Origin of the sequence: Variovorax sp. V118 (genome assembly GCF_041154445.1) — a bacterium.
Classification (GTDB): Bacteria; Pseudomonadota; Gammaproteobacteria; order Burkholderiales; family Burkholderiaceae_C; genus Variovorax; species Variovorax boronicumulans.
On record NZ_AP028663.1, the window covers coordinates 1,484,433 to 1,502,628 of the forward strand.

Genomic DNA, 18,196 nt, shown 5'->3' on the forward strand with positions numbered 1-18,196 from the left:
GCTGCAAGTCCGACGTGGGTATTCGTTGCATGGCAGTCCTTCGCGTACGGCGGCTCCGGACGGGTTGCCGACACTCAACCTGGCCCGCCTGAGTGTCCGCTTCCACTTGTGTTGCAGCCCCAGCCTGGCTTCTTCAGAACGAGCGCGGCAGACCGAGCAGATGTTCCGCGACATACGCGAGGATCAGGTTGGTCGAGATCGGCGCCACCTGGTAGAGCCGGGTCTCCCGGAATTTGCGTTCGACGTCGTACTCGTTGGCAAAGCCGAAACCGCCATGAAACTGCAGGCACGCATTGGCGGCCTCCCAGCTGGCCTTGGCGGCCAGGTACTTCGCCATGTTCGCTTCCGCGCCGCAAGGCTGCCGGGCGTCGAAAAGCTCGCAGGCACGCCAGCGCATGAGGTCGGCGGCTTCCACTTCGATGTGGCTCTCGGCGATCGGGAACTGCACGCCCTGGTTCTGACCGATCGGGCGGCCGAACACGACACGGTCCTTCACATACCCGGTCACGCGGTCGATGAACCACTTGCCGTCGCCGATGCATTCCGCGGCAATCAGCGTGCGCTCTGCGTTAAGCCCGTCGAGGATGTAGCGGAAGCCCTGGCCTTCCTCTCCGATCAGGTGGTCCGCCGGAATCTCCAGGTTTTCGATGAATAGCTCATTGGTCTCGTGGTTCACCATGTTCGCGATCGGCTGTACGGTCAGGCCGTTGCCGATGGCCTGGTGCAGGTCGACCAGAAAGATCGACATGCCTTCGGATTTCTTCTTCACCTCGGCCAGCGGCGTGGTGCGCGCCAAGAGGATCATCAGGTCGGAGTGCTGCACGCGCGAAATCCACACCTTCTGCCCGTTGACGACATAGGTGTCGCCCTTGCGCACGGCCGTGGTCTTGATCTTCGTGGTGTCGGTGCCGGTGGTGGGCTCGGTCACGCCCATCGACTGAAGCCGCAGCTCGCCGCTGGCGATCCTTGGCAGGTAGCGGCTTTTCTGCGCCTCGCTGCCGTGGCGCAGCAGCGTACCCATGTTGTACATCTGGCCGTGGCAGGCGCCGGAGTTGCCGCCGCAGCGGTTGATCTCCTCCATGATCACCGAGGCTTCAGCGAGTCCGAGGCCGGAGCCGCCGTAGGACTGCGGGATCAGCGCGGCCAGCCAGCCCGCGGCAGTCAGTGCATCGACGAAGGCTTCGGGGTAGGCGCGTTGCTCGTCGATCTTGCGGTGGTATTCGTCGGGAAATTCGGCGCACAGCGCGCGCACGGCGTCACGGATGTCCTGGTAGTTGTCGGAAGAATGGTTCATGTTGGATCTCGATGGCAGGGTGAGTGGGGCACCACCGCAAACCAGATCCTCGACGCCGCCGAGGCCCTGTTTGCTGCACATGGCTACGGGGGCACCAGCATGCGAGCGATCGCGGAGCGGGCCAACGCCAACCTGGGAGCCTTCCACTACTACTGGGGATCGAAGCAGGCGCTGTGCAAGGCCGTGCTGGAGCGCCGCCTGGGGCCGGTGATGAAGGAGCGCAAGGAGCGCCTGGACGCATTCGAGGGTCGGAAGGTCCCGTTGCGAGACATCCTGCGGGCGTCCATGGCGCCCTCACTGCTTGTCGCGGGAGCCAGTGTCCAGGAGCGCGAGTCGTTCCGTGCGTTCTACGGCCGCATGCTGATGGACCCTGCCGATGAAGTGCATGCGCTGACAGCATCCATCGTGGACGACTTCGCGCGACGCTTCGTGGATGTCGTGAGCCACGAGCTTCCTCACTTGAGCAGCGAAGAGTTCTACTGGCGTGTCATCTTCGTTTACGGCGCCTTCTTCTATGCGCACAGCACGCACACGCGGGTGCAGGCGCTGTGGCCCGAGAAGCTGCAGCAGACCAGCATGGAGGCCGGCGTCGACTTCCTGGTGAGCTTCATCGAGGCCGGCCTCAAGGCAAAGCCGGCGCCCAGGTCCGCGGGTTGACGGGCCACCTGACAGAAAAGCGTCTGGTGGGGGGCAGCACTGAGATACGTGATTCGAATGTTCCGGTCGCGCTGGCGGCCATGGCACTGCTCGTCCGAAACAAGAGGCCGGAGCGCCAATAACAGAACCCCTCACGAGCACCGGCCGCAGTGATCGAGATCGAAAGCGACCCGATCAAATGACGCTCAGGAAATGCGACTTCGCGTTCTCTACGCTGCGTCTTCCGGCATGCCATCAGCACCAAATGCGACACCGCGCTCTTCCAGCTTCTCGCGCGCGGCGTGGTGCACCACGCCGCGTTTGCGCGTGTCGGACTCCAGCAGCCTGCGCAACGTGGCCTGGCCGACATTGGCATTGCGCACCACTTCCATGCGGACGCCCCAGAACTTGTCATTCGCAAAACGATCCAGGATCTCTTCGTCTGCATCCGGGTTCATGGCCGCCACGGCGCGTATGGCCTGATTGGGATCAGTCAAGAAGGGCTCGAGCTCAACCGCATTGGCCGCTCCACTGGCAGCGATGTAACGAAGCGCCTCTGCAGCTTTCTGTTCAGTTGTCTTTTTGACCATTGCACTCTCAAAGTGATGAAGCTCACCTAGCTTCTCATGCGCAATGGTTGATGCATCCGAATTCCGGCTGCCCGGGTCGGACATACGGCCATGGATCCCGCAAGAATCCTCGCGACCTGTGGGGGACGAAACGACTTTTCTCCAGCTTTCGGCTCAAGTCGGCGACGATGGCCGGGATCATCGGCGCGTCGCCGCAATGCGGTCTACGACAGGCCGTTCTACGGACTTGCCCGCCGGGATCGTCCTTAAAGCAGACATCGGCGGCCCCGAGTCCGGTGGCGGAAATCGTTGCATAGCAGCCCCTCGCAAGGATGAGCTGCCGGATTGCGCCCAGCACGATTCACCGCTTTCGGCGCGCTCTCAACAGCCGATAACTGGGTGTTCAACTTCTCCCGCTCGTGTCACAAGCATGAATTTGGCGTCCCCGGCGGTCACCCGAACTGCGGCAGCGTTAGGGCGTGCAGAATTCCACCAGCCTCACTTCTTTCCCGCTGAATCAGGTAGTACCGCGGCGGGTCACCCTGCCAAGAAGAAGGAAGAGCGCGGCGCGGGCTGATCAGCCGGGTCCGGCTTCAGCCGCGCGCAACCGGTAGAGGCCGACGTCGACGAGCCCCGCGTGGAAGCCGGCCTCGCAGTAGGAGAGGTAGTAGGTCCACAAGCGCTTGAACGCGGCGTCGAAGCCGAGTGGCTCGATCTGCGGCCAGGCGGCGAGGAACCGGCGACGCCACTCTGCAAGTGTTCGCGCGTAGTCCTTGCCGAAGCAGTGGGAAGCCTCGATCACCAACCCTGCGCGTTGCGCCTGTTCCCGCAGCACGCGCGGACTGGGCAGCATGCCGCCGGGAAAGATGCAGTGCTGGATGAAATCGGTCCCCTGGCGGTAGCTGTCGAACTGCGCATCGGCGATCGTGATCGCCTGCAGCACCACGACGCCACCGGGCTTGAGGCGCTCGCGCAAGGTGGCGAAGTAGGTGGGCCAGTAGGCTTCGCCGACGGCCTCGATCATCTCGATGGACACGATGCGGTCGAACCGGCCCTGCACGTCGCGGTAGTCCTGCAGCCGCAGGTCGACCCGGTCGGCCACGCCCCAGTCCTGCGCGCGTTCGCGGGCGAAGGCCAGTTGCTCGCTCGACAGCGTGACGCCGGTGACGCGCGCTTCGTGCCGGCGGGCCAGGCTCGCGGCCAGCGTTCCCCAGCCGCAGCCGATCTCGAGCACGTCGCCCCCTTGCGGGGTGTCGAGCATGTCGGCGATGGCAGCGAGGCGGCGCGCCTGGGCGGCTTCCAGCGTGTCGTCGTCGGCGTCGCTGAACATCGCGCTCGAATACAGCATGCTGTCGTCCAGCCAGTGCCGGTAGAACGCGTTGCCCAGGTCGTAGTGGAATGCGATGTTGTGCCGGCTTCCGCGCCGGCTGTTGCTGTGGGTCAGGTGCCGCAGCCGCGCCGCCCAGCGCGCCAGCCCGCGCCCCTTGAGCAGCGATCCCCAGGCCGATTCGTTGGCCAGGCCGAATTCGAACAAGGCCAGCAGGTCCGGACTTTCCCACTCGCCATCGCGAAATGACAGGGCCAGGCCCAGATCGCCTTGCAGCGCCAGGCGCAGCAGCGGGCGCCAGCTCAGCAGGCGCAGGCTCGCGTGCGGCCCGGGTTCGCGGCCGGCCACCTCGATGCACCGGCCGCCCGGAAGGCTCAAGCTCAGCCGGCCGAAGCGCGTGCGGGCCAGCAGCCGGCGCAGCGGCGAGAAAACCGGAGCGGCATCGAGAGCGGGTGCGGAAGGTGTGGTCAGGCTCATGGGGTCTTGTTCGAAGAAACGATGGTGAGGTCGTGGTCGGGGGCAGCCGGTCGCGGATGCAGCGGCACGCGCTTGATCCACAGACGCAGGGCCTGCCAGTGGATGGCGGCCACCACCTTGAGGGTCAGCAACGGATGCGTGATGAACACGCGCAGCAGCGCCAGGTCGCTCAGGGGGGCGCGTTGGCCGTCGAGCCGCGCGTTGAGCACGGCGCCCGCCGCGTCGTGCACGCTGATGCCGACCGAGACCGCCTCGCCCGGCGGTGCGACGCGGAACCGGTAGTGCAGGTCCATGCCGTTGAAGGGGGAGACGTACATCTGCTTGTCGCAGTGCTGCTCGACGATGGACGCGCCGTCGTCAGCGACGGGGATCAGGTAGCTGTGCCGCTGCCCGAAGGTGTTGTTGACCTCGTACAGCAGCGCCTGCAGCGCGCCGCCGGGCGCATGGCAGAACCAGACGCTGAGCGGGTTGAACACATGGCCGAGCAGCCGCGGCATGGCCAGCAACCGGATCGCGCCGCCGGTCGGAAGGCCGGCCTCGCGCAGCCGCGCTTCCACCTGGGCCCGCAGATCGCGGCCCGAACCGTCGCCATGGTCGGCGGCATGGAAGCTGAACAGGTTGAACCGGTCCACCGAGAAGCAGCGCAACCGGGCGTGCAGTTGCGGCAGTTCGTCGATGTCGATCAGCAGGTTGTAGACCCGGTAGCTCAGCCGATGCCGCTTCGGCCGCAGCCGCTGGTGCATGACGCGTCCGATGTAGAGCGCCGAGCCTTCGTGCGCGTTCATGAGGCGACGGTCTGCGCGTGGTGCGGCAGATGGATGCGCCCGGACTCCTGCGCCACGCGCCAGGGCCGGCGCACGCCACCGAGCGCTTCGGCGACGGCCAGGCCGGCCTGCAATCCGTCCTCGTGGAAGCCGGCGCCGAAGTAGGCGCCGCAGAGCCAGGTGCGGCGCTGGCCCTGCAGCTGCCACAGCTGGCGCTGCGCGGCCATGGCCGCGGCATCGAACAGCGGGTGGTCGTAGACCTCGGTGCGGATCAGGTGCTCGGGCCGCGGGTCGATCGCCGGGTTCAGGGTCAGGAACAGCGGCTCGGCCGCCGCGCCCTGTGGCAGGTGGGGCTGCAGCCGGTTCATCCAGTAGGTCACCGTTGGGGCCGCCCCGCTGCCGCGCGTGCCGAGGTAGTTCCAGCTCGACCACACGGCGCGCCGCGCCGCATCAGGGCCGGGTCGCGGTGCAGCACGGCCAGGTTGCGGCTGTAGGGCAGGGCACCGAGCAGGGCCCGTTCGGCACCGGTGGGCGCGTCAAGCAGCGCCAGCGAGCGGTCCGCATGGGTGGCCAGGACCACCTGGTCGAAGCGCTCGGGCCACCAGCCGGCGCTCGTGCGAAGCCGCACACCCGCCGGCTCGCGATGCAGTTCGAGCACGGCCCGGTCCAGCTGGATGCGGTCGGCGAAAGGCTGGCTGAGGCGCTGTACGTATTCGCGGCTGCCGCCCACCACGGTGCGCCAGATGGGGCGGCCGCTGATCTGCAGAAGCCCATGGTTCTCGCAGAACCGCACAAAGGCGGCAACCGGATAGCGCCCCACCTGCGCCGCCGGCGTGGACCAGATGGCCGCAGCCATGGGGTAGAGGTGGTCGTCGCGAAACGCGCGGCCATAGCCGTGGGCATCCAGGTAGTCGTCGAGCGCCTGGTCGCCTGCGACCTGCGCATCGCGCGGAGCCTCGCGGTAGAACCGCAGCAGGTCGCGCAGCATGGCCCAGAAGCGGGGGCGCGCCAGGTTGCGCTTTTGCGCGAACAAGCCGCGCAGGTCGGTGCCGGCGTATTCGAGCCCGCCGGCGTCCAGGCTCACTGCGAACGACATGTCCGAGGCCGCGGTCGGCACGGCCAGGTGCTGGAACAACGCGGTGAGGTTCGGGTACGCGGGCTCGTTGTAGACGATGAAGCCGGTGTCCACCGGCACCGGGCCTTCCCGGCCTGGCGCGTCCACGGTATGGCTGTGGCCGCCCAGCCGGGGCTCGCTCTCGAACACCGTGACCTCGTGGCGCTGGGACAGCAGCCAGGCACAGGACAGGCCCGAGATGCCGGTGCCGACGACGGCGATGCGCTGGCCGGAGGGCACCGAGGCAGGCATCGGCACGGCGGCAGGCGGGGCGAGAAGAGGCAGCATGGGGAGCCTTTGGCGAGTCTTGCTGCCCTGTACGCAGAAAACGGTCATTTGGATTGCCCGCGTGTCGCTGCGATGATCCGAATGCCGCTCCCTTGCGTATGACAGGACATGGCCGTTGCTCCCGATCCGTCCAACCCCAGTGCGGGCACTCCGGTGCCCCGCAGTCGCCGAGCGTCCATCTTGACCGTGGTCTCCCCCGATTCCCAGCCATCTCCTCGCGCCGACGATCTCTGGGCCCAGGCGATGGTGGCCGTGGCGCAGCGACAGGACCGGGACGCGTTCGCGCAGCTGTTCTCGCATTTCGCGCCGCGCATCAAGCACTACCTGATGCACAGTGGCAGCCCGGCCATCCAGGCCGAAGAACTGGCCCAGGAAGCCCTGGTCACCGTCTGGCGCAAGGCCGCGCTGTTCGATCCGGCCCGGGCGGCTGCCACGACCTGGATCTTCGCCATCGCGCGGAACCTGCGTGTGGACGCGCTGCGGCGGCGCCAGGGTGTGCAGTCGTCGGAAGACGTGTTCGACTTCGACCTGCTCCAGTCGGATGACCCGACCGTCGAAGACCAGCTGCACGACGCGCGCCTGAACGAACGGCTGCGCGGCGCGCTGCGCCAGCTTCCGCCCGAGCAGCAGCAGGTGCTGCACCTTTCCTATTTTGAAGACGCGCCGCATGCCCGCATCGCGGCCCAGCTGTGCATTCCGTTGGGCACGGTGAAGTCGCGCGTGCGCCTGGCGGTCGCCCAACTGCGCCGCCTGCTGGAACATTGACGATGGACATCCGACACCACCCCGACGACGACCTGCTGCTGGCCGGGTCCTCCGGCCACTTGCCGGCTGGCATGCGACTGGTCCTGGCCAGCCACCTGGAACTGTGCCCGCTGTGCCGCGAGCGGGCGCGCGCACTCGATGCCGTGGGCGGCATCCTGCTCGACGGCCTGGAAGCGGTCCCGCTTGCCGATGACGCGCTGTCGCGCACCTGGGCCCGGATCGATGCGCACGAAGGCGCTGAACCCGCTGAACCCGCTCGCGTGCGGGTCAGCGCGCCCCCACCGCTGCCGCCCGGCGCGCGCTGGCCGCGTGCGCTCGCTCACTGCAGTGCCACGCCCTGGCGCTGGATCGGTCCCGGCATGCGCTGGAGCCGTGTGACCGTGCCCGAGGCCCCGGAGGCCAACGTCTTTCTTCTGCGCATCGCGGCGGGCAAGTACCTGCCGCAGCACACGCACCAGGGGCAGGAGTTCACCCAGGTGCTGCACGGCCGCTTCCACGATGGCCGGGCCTTGTTCGGCCCCGGCGATTTCGATGCGGCCGATGCCGAGATCAACCACCAGCCGGTGGTCCAGGACGGCAGCGAGTGCATCTGCCTGGCCTCGCTGGACGGCCGGCTGCACTTCGACGGGGCTATTGCGCGTTTCTTCGGCGCGCTGGTCGGGATGTGATGCGCGCCGCGACCCACGCCGACACGCCGCTCACGGCCGTGCCCCATGCCAGGTCGGCGGCCGTGACGGCCCAGGGCCAGTCGCGCAGCGTGGCCTGGTTCGTCAGGTCATAGGTCGCGTAGGCCACGAGCCCGAGCAGCGCGCCGCGACGCAACGCCACGGCGGGCTCGCCAGCCTCCAGTGCCGGCGCGATCGCCAAGACGACCAGGCCGACCAGGTAGAGCGCATAGAACAGCGCCGCCGCCGTCCAGTCCACCTGCGGCGCCATCAGCGCACCGAGCGCGGGCTGGTACAGGCGCGGTCCCATGACCGACAGCCAGACAGCGTCCAGCACCAGAAAACACACGAGCGCCCACAGGTAGGCAGCGAGCAAGGTACGCGGGGATGGCTTCATGGGGTGCTCCGTGCAGGAGAGGTCAGTCGGTAGCTCAGTTGGCGATCGCCCTTGGTATCAGCGTCGAGCCCGATCCAGCGTCCGCTGTCGGCGGCATACCAGATGCGGATGCGCTGCTGCGCCGCCTGCAGTCGCCAGCCGCGCGCCCGCACGGGCTGACCGCGGACCTCGAGGGTCGCATCGGGCAGCGGCTCGAAGCGGACCGGCTCGACCTTGCCCGTCTGGGGATCGATCAGGCGCTGTTGTTTCACCAGCCGGGGATTCCAGTAGGCAAAGCTCATCGGGCAGTTGCCGTCGAAGCGCTGCGCGATCTGCTGGCGGGTGCCGTCGTCGTCGGTCTCGGCGCGCAGCTCACGCAGGCAGTCTCCGGCCCAGCGCTCCTCGGCCTGGTGCCGGTAGCGGTAGACCGGGATGCCGAGCATGCGCACGGTGAACAGGGCGCGACTGTCGACGCTGCGCGTCGCCGCCGTGCCGCCGACGACAAAGCGATGGGTCCCGATCGGCTTGCCATCGAGCATGGCGGTGAAGTGCCATTCGCCCGCTTCCTCGTCAGCTTCCTGTGCCGCGGCCAGGCAGGTCGCCTGCGCCAGCATCAACCCCAGCATCAGCCCCAGGGCGCTGTGCTTCATGGCCGGGCGCCACGCCGCGGCGGCCAGGGGATGAAGGCACTGGTGCGTGCCGCGTAGCTGCGGTAGGCGGGCCGGCGCTCGGCAATGTCGTGCTCCAGCAGCGCGACGCCCGACACCTTGAGCAGCAGGACGGTCATCAGCAGCGGAGACACCAGGCACCACGCCACCGCCCATCCGCCCGCCGACAACGCTGCCAACCCGAGGCCCCACCAGACGCAGGCCTCGCCGAAGTAGTTGGGGTGGCGCGACCAGGCCCAGAGGCCGCGGTCCATCACCGCATCCTCGCGGCGCGGGTTGCGCAGGAAGCGGGCGAGCTGGGCGTCGGCCACGGCCTCGAAGACCACACCGCCGCCGGCCAGCAGCAGGGCCAGCACGTCCAGCCAGGACAGGGGCGACGGGTGCGCGAACGCGGCCAGCAGCGGCCAACCGACGATCCATGCCAGCACCGCCTGGAGCCCGAACACGAGGTACAGGCTTTTCAGGCCGAAGTGTGGTTCGTTGCGCGCACGCATGGCTTGGTAGCGGCGGTCTTCGCCGTGGCCCCAGTTGCGACGCCCGATGTGCAGCGCCAGCCGGCAAGCCCATATCAGCAGCAGCCCGAGCATCCAGATGCTGCGGGCGTCGAGCGCGCGGGCATGGGCACTGGCGTAGGCCAGGGCCGGCGCCGCGATCATCAGGGGCCAGATCCGGTCCGCCAGGCTGGCGTCGCGCACCACGACGCTGAGCACCCAGACCGGCAACGCCAGGCCGAGGGCGATCGCCAGACCCAGGCATGCGAGCGACAGCATCACCGTTTCTCGAACAGGTAGTGACCGACCCACCACTGGCCACCCTCGGCGTAGCCGAACAGCTCTTCCACCGAAATGAAGAAAAGCCGCCAGCGGGTCCACCACACCGGCGCGTCGCGCTCTCCGTAGACGGCGGCCAGCAGGGGCATGAGAGTGGCCCGCCGGGCGTCCATGCGCGCCAGCCAGGCGGCCGAGGTCCGCGCGTAGTGGCGGCCATCCCAGCGCCAGCGGTGCAGCAGGCGCAAGTCGTCCTGGCAGCGCAGGGCGAGATCGTCGCTCGGCATCATGCCGCCGGAGAAAAAGTGGCGGCTCATCCAGTCGCTGGCATCGCGCTCCTCGAACGGGTAGGGCGCTTCGCGGTGAACGAAGACGTGCATGAAGAACCGCCCCTGCGGTTTCAACCAGCGGGCCACGTGCGAAAAGGCGCGCGGCCAGTTGCGCAGGTGCTCGAACATCTCCACCGACACCACCCGGTCGAAGCGCTCGCCGGTCTCGAAATCATTGAAGTCGCAGGTGATCACCTCGAGGTTGCCCAGGCCGCGTGCGGCGGCCTCGGCCGTAATGAACAGCCGCTGCGAGTGCGAATTGGAGACCGCCGTGATGCGGGCGAGCGGGAAGTTTTCGGCCATCCACAGGCTCAGCGAACCCCAACCGCAGCCCAGCTCCAGGATGCGCAGCCCATCCGCCAGGCCGGCACGTGCGCAGGTCTCGGCCAAGGCTGCCGCCTCCGCCTGCTCGAGCGTCTGCACCCCCTCAGGCCACCAGCAGCAGCTGTACTTCCGGTGGGGCCCCAGCACGCCTGTGAAGAACTCGACGGGCAGCTCGTAGTGTTGCTCGTTGGCTTTCTCGGGCAGCAGGGCCAGCGGTGCCTCGCGCAGTTCATCGAAGAATGCCTCCGAACGCAGGGCGACGGCTTCCGGGTCGCCGCTGTCCAGCTCGACCAGGCGCTGGCGCAGCAGCCGCCGCACGCCCAGCCGAACGGCGCCGTCGGGCACCAGGCCTTGTTCAACCCAATGGATGGCAGTGGAGGTGCTCGAGGCTTGGGGCATGGCGGTGGGTGCAGGAGGAGAGTCTCTTCTTCCTACGCCAGGCCGGCCGCAATGGATCACTGTTCGTCGGCTTCAGCGCTTGGGGACTGGGGCGACGGTGCGAAGTACGGCGGTCGGACACTTGGCGGCGTCACAGGCCAGGTCCACTATCTCTGGACAAACTGGACATTCACCGCAAGAGCTGCGAAGCGGACGTAGCTGTGCACACGGCTCCCGGCGTCAAGAGAGGGCTGAGCCCGCACCTACGTTGATTTCACGAGGCTTGATGCATCGGCGCGTGGCGCGACCGGCCGACGATCCGGATCGGAGACGCAAGGGCCGTCTGAATCGCCGGATGGGCGGGCAGGTGCAAACCCTGGGTGAACGGCTAGACCACGCCCCGGAACAAGGGCAGGCAGGCCATTGCAAGCTGTTTGACGTGGCGGTCGTCGGTGCCGCAGCAACCGCCCATGACATTGAGGCGCTTCAACCGGTGCATCTTGAGCGCGGCATAGGCCTGCCCCAACTCCACCGGGTCGCCCGCATCCAGTTCGGGTGCCTCGTTCAACTCGGCATGGCTCATCCTGGAGGCATTCGCGCGCAGACCGCGAATCCGCCCAGCCCATGGCGCGTCGCCATGCACCACCTGCTGGAAGTGGCTGGGATGGGCGCAGTTGATCATGAAGTAGGCCGGATAACCCGCGGTGGCGCCGTCCACCTGCTGGATGGCGTCCGCCAGGGACTGCCCCGTCGGCAGCCTGCCATCGGTCTCCACCGTGAAGGAAATGACGACGGGCATGTTCGCCTGCTTCGCGGCCAGCGCGATCCCCGACGCCTCTTCGACGTAGTTCATGGTGATGGCGGTCACCAGGTCGGCCGCGGTGCCGGCGAAGGTCTCGACCTGCGCACGATGGTAGTCCTGCGCTTCGCGCACCGACATGGCACGGTCCGGGACATAGCCATCGCCGCGAGGTCCAAGGCATCCGCTGATGACGATCGGTGTCCGGCGAGTCTGGTAGGCATCGCGGATGTCCTCCAGCAGACCCACCAGCTGTCGGTTGACCGCCGCGAGCTCCTCGGGGCTGTAGCCCAGTCTGCTCCCCCAGTCTGGATTGGACCGCCAGGTTGCCGTTTCCAGAATCAGCCCGACGTCGAAGCTTCTGGCCAGCGCCGCGTAGGTCCGGAAATACTTCCGCAACGCTCTTTCGCCTTCCGGCGTTCGGAGCAGGTGAAAGGCGGCAAAGTCGGGAAGTTCCTGCCCCTCCAGAAAGATCAGGGTGGTCTCGATGCCGCCGTCGGTCATGAAGAAATCATCGCCGAGCTGCGGCAATGCGCTCCTGTAGGTTGCCATCGCTGACTCCTCTCACTCGGGTGTCCGAATGGCCGCGGCCGCCAAGGCGCCGGGCCCGCGAAGCGGATGATGACAGTGAGCGCCTCGCGGGCCAAGTGCTTGGCCGGCGGCGCGCCTTTCTCCCCCTTCAGGCTTCGGCTGTGGATCAACTGCCGGTGGCGGTCACTCGAAGCCTGACGGAGGGGCTGGAGTTCACGGAGTGATCTCTCCGGATCGGATGGCCATGCGAACAGCATATCGAAAGACTGGCGGAGGTTGGCGCAGGCATCACGACCGAAAAGGCGGTGTTCAAGCTCGATGAGGTTCATGAGGAATCGCGCTACAAAAGCACGTGCTTGAACCCTGCGGTTGGCCATGCCAAATAGCGTGGTGAACCGCTGAGCCTTTCCGGTCGACGCCTGCACCCGGCGGCTCCGTGCAACGGCGTCAGCTCGTTCGGCGCTTCACATTCGGAACCAAGGCCTTGATCACCGCGTCGGCCATCCGATGAAGAGAAGGCGCGTTCTGATAAACCCGCTCCATCACTGCCAGGCCTCGGGTGAATGTGATGACAACCTGCGCGGTTTCCTTGGGGGACAGCGAAAGCTGTGTCGACATGTCTCCCTTCGACATGGCGGCTGAGACGACGCCCTGGAGCTCGTCGAGCAACTGACGCAGCCGTTCCTGGATGCGTGGGCCTGCACCGTCGACCTCCGTTGCCGTCTTCGTGGTGAGACAGCCCCGAGGCGGTACGCCTTGCGTCATGTTGGCGATCGCGACCTTGAAGAAGGCGCGCAACGCCGCCTCTGCGCGCGGTTTGTCGAGGGCTGCGCGCGCGTTGTCCAGAAACCTGGTGGCGTACGCCTCGAAGGCCAGCAAGAACAGCTCCTCCTTGCCGCCATAGGCGTGATAGAGCGAACCGCGCTGCACATCGGCGGCCTCTGCCAGGTCGGCCATGGACGTGGCCCGCCAGCCTTTTTGCCAGAACACGTCCAGCACGGCGTCCAACACCTTGGCCTCATCGAACTGCCTGACTCCTGCCATGAGAAATCCTCGCGTTTTCTATTTTTGACAACAACGTCAAACTTGACAATACTGTCAATGATAGTCCGTCCGCCACGCAGGCGATGCCCGCGGCGCCAGGCAAGACACTTCCATCGTTCTGAAGGAACCCCACTCGATGACTCGGCTTTCTGCCTCACCGCCAATTTCCCAACTCGGCATCGATCGTCGATGGGTGGGTGTGCTGTTCGGACTCGCTTCAGCCCTGATCTGGGGCGCCTTTCCGGTCGTGACTCGCTTCGGGCTGACCCACACGGCCTTGGACGTCTACGACATCACCTGCATCCGGTACACGGTCTCGGGCGTGATGCTGCTGCCGTTTCTCGTACGACGAGGTCTCATGGGGCTGAGCTGGACAGCCATCGCGCTCATGACCGCCGGCATTGGCGCGCCCTACATGCTGGTGGTCGCCTTCGGCCTGGGCATGGCGCCGGTGGAGCAGTTCGCCGTGGTCACGCCTGGCAGCATGATCCTGTTCTCCGCGCTCATCAGTGCCTGGGGACTCGGCGCCAGGCTCTCGCGCAGGGAGACGGCGGGCATTGCGCTGATCATCCTCGGGGTCGCGTTGGTCGGCTTCCACAATTTCAGCGCCGTCCGCTCCTCGCCGTGGGCCTACCTGATCTTCCTGCTGGGCGGGCTGCTGTGGGCCATCTACACCGTCTCGTCCAAGCAGTTCTCTGCATCGGCGCTGCATGCCACCGCGATCGTTTCGGTGTTCTCGATGATCATCTACCTGCCCGCTTACCTTGCGACGCGCGGGCTGCACCTGTTGCAAGCGCCGCTGGGCGACATCGGCGTGCAGGCGTTCTATCAGGGGGTCATGGTCTCCACGGTGGCGTTGTTCTTTTTCAGCAAGTCGGTCCAGATTCTGGGCGCAGCCGTCGGTGCCACGTTCGCTGCACTCGTTCCCGGCGCAGCGACGCTGCTCGCTTTGCTGGTCCTTGACGAGCGGCCCAGCGCCACGGCCATCACCGGGCTGGTCATCGTCACAGGCGGCATGACGGCGATGCTGATCCAGCAGCGTCGATCCTCATCCCCCGTTGAGTCCAGAGGACATTGAGTCCCTGAACCCGGCAATTCCCATCGAGACGTTTCTGCATCGAAGGGCGCAGCTGCCTCCGTGCTTCATTCATCGAACGGGCGGCGCATCCGCGAGGCCGTAGAGCAGCACCGTCCAGTGCTGCAGTCGGGCCATGGCGGCCTCGCGGCCTTTCTGCGCCGCTTGCGGACCGCTACCGTCGTCGGCCAGCGCGATCAGTTCGTGGGCAGCCGTCGTCACGGCCCGCGCGAAATCCTCGGTGCAGCCCTGCCACACCACGATGCGATGGTGCAGGCCCATTTGCGCGGCGCGCTGCGCATTGATCGCCTGCTCGGGCTGGTCGGTCAGGAGCAGCAGGATCGGCTTGCGGTACACCGCTGCGACCGACAGCGCCGCCATGCCGGGCGCGGAGACGATGAAGGCGCTGCGCGCAGCCCTCTCGATCCAGTGCTCGTCCTGCGCGTGCCAGCCCGCACGTTGTGCATAGCCTTCGCCGACGAGATGCGCCGGCGTGTGCGCCCCGGCCAGCCCGCGCTCCAGGCCGTCGGCCAGTGCGGCGTCCTTGAAATGCGGGTTGAGGTACACGGCGGCCTGCGGCGCGCAGTCGTCGTGCGAGTCCGTGTCGGAACCCACGATGGCCACCGGCGTGGCGAGCCGGTGGCCGCCGCGTCCGTCGGCCTGCGGCTCGCCGTAGGCGAAATCGTGCGCGATGCGCGCGCGGCTGCGGTCGATCTGCCACGCGACGATGCGGCCGAAGATGTTCGCCATCCACGCCGGCATGCGCCCGCTGAAGTTGGTCTGCAGCGCATGCCGCAGGCTCGCGCCGTACACATGCACCACCTTGCGCCGCCAGACCGGCATCCAGCCCATGAACAGCAGCGCGGGGTGGAAGGAATCGTTCACCACCAGGTCCGCATCGCGGAACCACGCGCGCAGCCGAAGGATGTCGCGCAGCATGCGCTCCGGACGGAACACGTAGTGCGCCACGTTGCGGTCGGTTTCGCGGCGCAGCATGTTCTGCTCGCGGTCGAACTGCACCGCGTAGTGGTGCGAGAGCACCGGCGCTTCGATGCCGAAGCCGGCAAGAAAGCGCGCGCCTTCATCGGAGGTGGTGAGCACCTGCACGTTGGCGCCCGCGGCGCGCAGCGAATGCGTGAGCAGCTGCGCGCGCATCAGGTGGCCGCGCGCGTCCGCAGTCGCGAGGTAGACGATGCGCGGCGGCATCGACGGACTCAGGCCGCCACCGGCCGCGCACGGCCGGGGCGCAGGCGCAAGGCCACGCCCGCGAGGTACATGCCCAGCGCGCCGGTGATGCCGAAGCCGCGCTCGGTGTCGCGCACCTCGCGCATCAGCTGCGCGAGCCGTGCTTCCTCATGCGGCGCCACGCAGCGCTGCAGCGTGTGGCTGCACAGGCGGATGTGGCGGTCTTCGTCGGCCAGCACGCGCGTGAGCAACGGGTGCAGCGCGTGCCGCGGGCCGATCAGCGCGCAGTGGCGCTGCAGGATGCGCGAGGCCATCTGCTCGGCGGCGAGGCCGATCGCATAGGCCGGCACGAGGCCACCGTGCGCGAAGTGCGGCGCATGGCGCTGGATGAGGCGCTGCCAGCGCGCGAGCTTGCGTTGGCTCAGCCAGTCGGGCTTCGGCGCTGCTTCCGGCGATGCAGCCGCCTGCGCCGTGCCGCCGCGCGCGCCGATGGCGTCGGCGAAGAGCCGCGCATGCAGTTGCTCATCGGCCAGGTGCTGGTCGAGCTGGCGCGCGAGCCACTCGGGCGCGTTGGTGCGCAGCTCGCGCTGCAGCGCCTGCTCGGACGATTCCTCGCCGATCAGATACAGGCGCAGCAACATCACTTCGCCGGCGCGGCTCGCATGCATCTGGCGCAATGCGGCGCGCTTGATGTGGTGCACCAGCCGGGCCTGCAGCGCCGGCCAGCCACGCAGTTGCGGCGGCGAGAGGCAGTCGAATGCCGCGTTCGCCGGGGCGGTGTCAGCGGCCATCGGCTTTTTTGGCCACCGGGGTCTGCGGCTGCCGTTGCTGCCAACCAAGCACGAGGCCGATGAAACTGCCTTGAAGGAAGGCGCGCGCCGATGCATCGGCACCGGCGAACTCGCGCTGCTGGCCGTCGTAGCGCACGTAGCCCTTGCCGCCCGCGGCACCGAGCACCAGCTTCTCGTTCTTGTGGAAGCCGCGCTGCATCAGCGGCAGCAGCAGCGACTGCGACTCGAGGCCATAGAGGAACAGGTCGCGCTGCACCACCTGGCGCGGAATCTGCCCGCTCAACGCCTGCAGTTCGAGCGACCAGTCGCCCTGACGCATCGCTTCGGACAGCTCGCCGCCCTTGGCCCCCGGCGCGTGGAAATGCGCGCGCGCCACCGACTTGGAGGCGCGGCTCAACCCCAGGCCGACGGTGATGTCCGCATCGGTGGCGCCGCCTTTGCGGTTGTCCCGCACCTGCACGAATTCGTTGGCGAGCCGCGCGGCGATCGAGGGCCTGGAGAGCGTCTCGGCGATCTGCGCCGGCGTGAGCACCACGCGCTCGGCACCGCCTTCGACCACCACGACCTGGTACGGGTCGATGCGGATGTCGCTGAACTCGCCGCCGACGGGCGAATGCGCATGGCTGCTTACCGACCAGTCGTTGCCCGAGCGGCTCAGCAGCGCATGGAAGGTCAGCGGCACGCGCTGGCCACTGTGGCGCGACTGGCCGGTGCCTTGCAGCAGCACGTCGCCCACGATGGTCTTGCGGCCGTAGCTGCGCGGGTTCGCAAAGCGCAGGGTGTGCGCTGCGCTGTCGAGTGTGGCGCGCGTGTCGGCATCGTCGAGCGCGAGGCGGTTGCACTCGTTCGCAGGGCCTGCGAGCGCGGAGAAGGGGCAGCCGCTGTCGGACTTGAAGTTGAAGACGCCGCGGCCGCTGAAGTCGGCGGCGCCCGCCGCGGCGCATGCGCCGGCCAGCACGAGAAGGCTGAAGATGTTTTTCTTGTTCATGTCGGGCGATGGTAGGACAGCGCCTGCGCATCCGCGTTCGTGCGGCCCGTCGTGTGCAGGCCGATGCCGCGCGCGAAGGCGCCCAGCATGTCGATGGCCGAGAAGCCCACGATCAGCGCCACGCCCGCGAGCCAGCGCAGGCCGTGCAGGGGAGGCAGGTCCTGGTGGTTGAGCGCGCGCACGCTGAAACCCAGCCGCGTGAACAGCACGCACAGCGGCCCGATCGGCCCGCTCTTCGCAAGCCACTGCCAGCGTGTCGACACATAGCTGCGCAAGAGGTGCGGCGTGAGCGAATACGTGTCCTGCCCGCGCATCCAGCGCAGCTTGAGCGCTTCGGCACGCGTGTCGGGTAGGCGGTGCTCGGTGTGGGCCGCGGCCGCGTAGTGGATGGGAACATTCGCCGCCTTTAGCCGCATGCCCAGCACCTGGCAGTGCGCGCGGTAGACGCCGTCGAGCGCCTGGTAGCTGTGCTGCTCGAACACGTCGCGGCGGAAGGCCACGTTGTTCGCGTAGAAGTTGCTCGTCGCGCCCGCGTGGTCGGCGTTGGGGAAGTACATGAAGTCGATGGTCGTGAGCGCGGTGCCCACGATGTTGGCCGCGTAGCTCGTGCGGCCGGCCACCACCGCGGGCGCATCGGCGTCACGCGTGAAGGGCGTGAGCATCTGCAGCAGCCAGTCGTCGTCGGGGAGGCAATCGGCATCGGCGAACACCACGTGGTCGCAGCGCGCCGCATCGGTGGCCGCGAAGCCGACGTTCTTGGCGTCGTAGTAGCCGGTGGCGGCATCGATGCGCACGAAGTCGATGGGGCGGCCCGCGAGCGCCGTGACGGCCTCGCACGATGCGGCGCTCAGTCCGTCGTGCGTGATGACCACCTGGGCCAGGGCCGTGAGCGGCAGCTTCTGCTTGGCCAACAGGGCGACCAGGCGCTGCAGGCTGGTGCTTGCGGCGGCTTCGGCATCCGCTCCGCCGCGCAGGTTGTTGGTCTCCAGGACCAGCGCGCAACGCGCGGCAACGTGATCGGGCATCATCGAATTTTCCTGTC

Annotated in this window: 18 protein-coding genes and 1 pseudogene; 4 read left to right on the forward strand and 15 right to left on the reverse strand. The window is 67.6% G+C overall.

Going from position 1 to position 18,196, the window contains the following annotated elements; translation table 11 throughout:
* Positions 1–133: 133 nt before the first annotated feature.
* The gene (locus tag ACAM52_RS06810) at positions 134–1,294 is read right to left on the reverse strand and encodes an acyl-CoA dehydrogenase family protein (protein ID WP_159271225.1); all 1,161 of its coding nucleotides are present in this window, start codon (positions 1,292–1,294) and stop codon (positions 134–136) included.
* Here ACAM52_RS06810 and ACAM52_RS06815 point away from each other — a divergent pair.
* Positions 1,286–1,951 carry a TetR/AcrR family transcriptional regulator gene (locus ACAM52_RS06815; RefSeq protein ID WP_369646500.1) on the forward strand — a complete coding sequence of 222 codons (666 nt, stop codon included), beginning with the start codon at positions 1,286–1,288 and terminating at the stop codon, positions 1,949–1,951. The two genes, ACAM52_RS06810 and ACAM52_RS06815, sit on opposite strands and share 9 nt — an antisense overlap.
* Positions 1,952–2,160: 209 nt before the next feature.
* On the opposite strand, the gene ACAM52_RS06820 is transcribed toward ACAM52_RS06815, so the two are convergent.
* The 4 genes and pseudogenes from ACAM52_RS06820 to ACAM52_RS06835 all read right to left on the reverse strand — a co-directional run bounded on the left by ACAM52_RS06820 (position 2,161) and on the right by ACAM52_RS06835 (position 6,433).
* Positions 2,161–2,604 (reverse strand): hypothetical protein, encoded by a 444-nt coding sequence (locus tag ACAM52_RS06820; RefSeq protein WP_369646501.1) that lies wholly within the window; start codon positions 2,602–2,604, stop codon positions 2,161–2,163.
* A 472-nt stretch (positions 2,605–3,076) separates the two neighbouring features.
* Complete coding sequence (locus tag ACAM52_RS06825) at positions 3,077–4,303, reverse strand: class I SAM-dependent methyltransferase (protein WP_369646502.1); 1,227 nt, start codon at positions 4,301–4,303, stop codon at positions 3,077–3,079.
* Positions 4,300–5,088 carry a DUF1365 domain-containing protein gene (locus ACAM52_RS06830; protein WP_369646503.1) on the reverse strand — a complete coding sequence of 263 codons (789 nt, stop codon included), beginning with the start codon at positions 5,086–5,088 and terminating at the stop codon, positions 4,300–4,302. Before ACAM52_RS06830 ends, ACAM52_RS06825 begins: the two co-directional genes overlap by 4 nt.
* Positions 5,085–6,433: pseudogene (locus ACAM52_RS06835) on the reverse strand (NAD(P)/FAD-dependent oxidoreductase). The gene ACAM52_RS06830 and the pseudogene ACAM52_RS06835 overlap by 4 nt, the downstream one beginning before the upstream one ends.
* Positions 6,434–6,655: 222 nt before the next feature.
* Here ACAM52_RS06835 and ACAM52_RS06840 point away from each other — a divergent pair.
* On the forward strand, positions 6,656–7,234 hold the full coding sequence (locus ACAM52_RS06840) for a sigma-70 family RNA polymerase sigma factor (RefSeq protein ID WP_255221059.1): 579 nt from the start codon (positions 6,656–6,658) through the stop codon (positions 7,232–7,234).
* Positions 7,235–7,236: 2 nt separating this feature from the next.
* Complete coding sequence (locus ACAM52_RS06845) at positions 7,237–7,902, forward strand: ChrR family anti-sigma-E factor (protein ID WP_062471908.1); 666 nt, start codon at positions 7,237–7,239, stop codon at positions 7,900–7,902.
* Here ACAM52_RS06845 and ACAM52_RS06850 read toward each other — a convergent pair.
* From ACAM52_RS06850 to ACAM52_RS06875, 6 genes are all read right to left on the reverse strand, one after another.
* The gene (locus ACAM52_RS06850) at positions 7,865–8,296 is read right to left on the reverse strand and encodes a DUF2177 family protein (RefSeq protein WP_369646504.1); all 432 of its coding nucleotides are present in this window, start codon (positions 8,294–8,296) and stop codon (positions 7,865–7,867) included. The genes ACAM52_RS06845 and ACAM52_RS06850 overlap by 38 nt on opposite strands.
* Entirely contained in the window at positions 8,293–8,925 is a 633-nt protein-coding gene (locus ACAM52_RS06855; RefSeq protein ID WP_369646505.1) for a DUF6134 family protein, read from the reverse strand. The genes ACAM52_RS06850 and ACAM52_RS06855 overlap by 4 nt, the downstream gene beginning before the upstream one ends.
* Entirely contained in the window at positions 8,922–9,746 is an 825-nt protein-coding gene (locus tag ACAM52_RS06860; protein WP_369646506.1) for a DUF1295 domain-containing protein, read from the reverse strand. Before ACAM52_RS06860 ends, ACAM52_RS06855 begins: the two co-directional genes overlap by 4 nt.
* Entirely contained in the window at positions 9,713–10,762 is a 1,050-nt protein-coding gene (locus tag ACAM52_RS06865; protein ID WP_369646507.1) for a cyclopropane-fatty-acyl-phospholipid synthase family protein, read from the reverse strand. Before ACAM52_RS06865 ends, ACAM52_RS06860 begins: the two co-directional genes overlap by 34 nt.
* Positions 10,763–11,129: 367 nt before the next feature.
* Entirely contained in the window at positions 11,130–12,092 is a 963-nt protein-coding gene (locus ACAM52_RS06870) for a homocysteine S-methyltransferase family protein (protein ID WP_369646508.1), read from the reverse strand.
* A gap of 426 nt (positions 12,093–12,518) precedes the next feature.
* Positions 12,519–13,115 (reverse strand): TetR/AcrR family transcriptional regulator, encoded by a 597-nt coding sequence (locus ACAM52_RS06875; protein WP_369646509.1) that lies wholly within the window; start codon positions 13,113–13,115, stop codon positions 12,519–12,521.
* Between the two features lie 136 nt (positions 13,116–13,251).
* Between ACAM52_RS06875 and ACAM52_RS06880 the strand changes: the two genes are divergently transcribed.
* Positions 13,252–14,193, forward strand: a complete 942-nt coding sequence (locus ACAM52_RS06880) for a DMT family transporter (protein WP_354348120.1) — start codon at positions 13,252–13,254, stop codon at positions 14,191–14,193.
* 69 nt (positions 14,194–14,262) lie between these two features.
* Here the strand turns inward: ACAM52_RS06880 and ACAM52_RS06885 are convergent, their stop codons facing one another.
* Genes ACAM52_RS06885 through ACAM52_RS06900 form a run of 4 tightly spaced genes read right to left on the reverse strand, consistent with a single transcriptional unit; the run spans position 14,263 to position 18,182 of the window.
* Positions 14,263–15,396 (reverse strand): hypothetical protein, encoded by a 1,134-nt coding sequence (locus tag ACAM52_RS06885; protein ID WP_369646510.1) that lies wholly within the window; start codon positions 15,394–15,396, stop codon positions 14,263–14,265.
* An 8-nt stretch (positions 15,397–15,404) separates the two neighbouring features.
* A complete protein-coding gene (locus tag ACAM52_RS06890) occupies positions 15,405–16,166 on the reverse strand; it encodes a hypothetical protein (protein ID WP_369646511.1) in 762 nt (253 codons plus the stop codon).
* Entirely contained in the window at positions 16,156–17,154 is a 999-nt protein-coding gene (locus ACAM52_RS06895) for a hypothetical protein (RefSeq protein WP_369646512.1), read from the reverse strand. The genes ACAM52_RS06890 and ACAM52_RS06895 overlap by 11 nt, the downstream gene beginning before the upstream one ends.
* Entirely contained in the window at positions 17,151–18,182 is a 1,032-nt protein-coding gene (locus ACAM52_RS06900) for a glycosyltransferase family 2 protein (protein ID WP_369646513.1), read from the reverse strand. The genes ACAM52_RS06895 and ACAM52_RS06900 overlap by 4 nt, the downstream gene beginning before the upstream one ends.
* Between the last annotated feature and the right edge of the window lie 14 nt (positions 18,183–18,196).

Bases quoted from the DNA above. Each gene is read 5' to 3' on its own strand.
- ACAM52_RS06845 (WP_062471908.1), top strand. From the start codon at position 7,237: ATGGACATCCGACACCACCCCGACGACGACCTGCTGCTGGCCGGGTCC.
- ACAM52_RS06885 (WP_369646510.1), bottom strand. From the start codon at position 15,396: ATGCCGCCGCGCATCGTCTACCTCGCGACTGCGGACGCGCGCGGCCAC.
- ACAM52_RS06825 (WP_369646502.1), bottom strand. From the start codon at position 4,303: ATGAGCCTGACCACACCTTCCGCACCCGCTCTCGATGCCGCTCCGGTT.
- ACAM52_RS06870 (WP_369646508.1), bottom strand. From the start codon at position 12,092: ATGGCAACCTACAGGAGCGCATTGCCGCAGCTCGGCGATGATTTCTTC.
- ACAM52_RS06880 (WP_354348120.1), top strand. From the start codon at position 13,252: ATGACTCGGCTTTCTGCCTCACCGCCAATTTCCCAACTCGGCATCGAT.
- ACAM52_RS06850 (WP_369646504.1), bottom strand. From the start codon at position 8,296: ATGAAGCCATCCCCGCGTACCTTGCTCGCTGCCTACCTGTGGGCGCTC.
- ACAM52_RS06875 (WP_369646509.1), bottom strand. From the start codon at position 13,115: ATGGCAGGAGTCAGGCAGTTCGATGAGGCCAAGGTGTTGGACGCCGTG.
- ACAM52_RS06820 (WP_369646501.1), bottom strand. From the start codon at position 2,604: ATGTCCGACCCGGGCAGCCGGAATTCGGATGCATCAACCATTGCGCAT.
- ACAM52_RS06855 (WP_369646505.1), bottom strand. From the start codon at position 8,925: ATGAAGCACAGCGCCCTGGGGCTGATGCTGGGGTTGATGCTGGCGCAG.
- ACAM52_RS06865 (WP_369646507.1), bottom strand. From the start codon at position 10,762: ATGCCCCAAGCCTCGAGCACCTCCACTGCCATCCATTGGGTTGAACAA.
- ACAM52_RS06900 (WP_369646513.1), bottom strand. From the start codon at position 18,182: ATGATGCCCGATCACGTTGCCGCGCGTTGCGCGCTGGTCCTGGAGACC.
- ACAM52_RS06895 (WP_369646512.1), bottom strand. From the start codon at position 17,154: ATGAACAAGAAAAACATCTTCAGCCTTCTCGTGCTGGCCGGCGCATGC.
- ACAM52_RS06815 (WP_369646500.1), top strand. From the start codon at position 1,286: ATGGTTCATGTTGGATCTCGATGGCAGGGTGAGTGGGGCACCACCGCA.
- ACAM52_RS06890 (WP_369646511.1), bottom strand. From the start codon at position 16,166: ATGGCCGCTGACACCGCCCCGGCGAACGCGGCATTCGACTGCCTCTCG.
- ACAM52_RS06810 (WP_159271225.1), bottom strand. From the start codon at position 1,294: ATGAACCATTCTTCCGACAACTACCAGGACATCCGTGACGCCGTGCGC.
- ACAM52_RS06830 (WP_369646503.1), bottom strand. From the start codon at position 5,088: ATGAACGCGCACGAAGGCTCGGCGCTCTACATCGGACGCGTCATGCAC.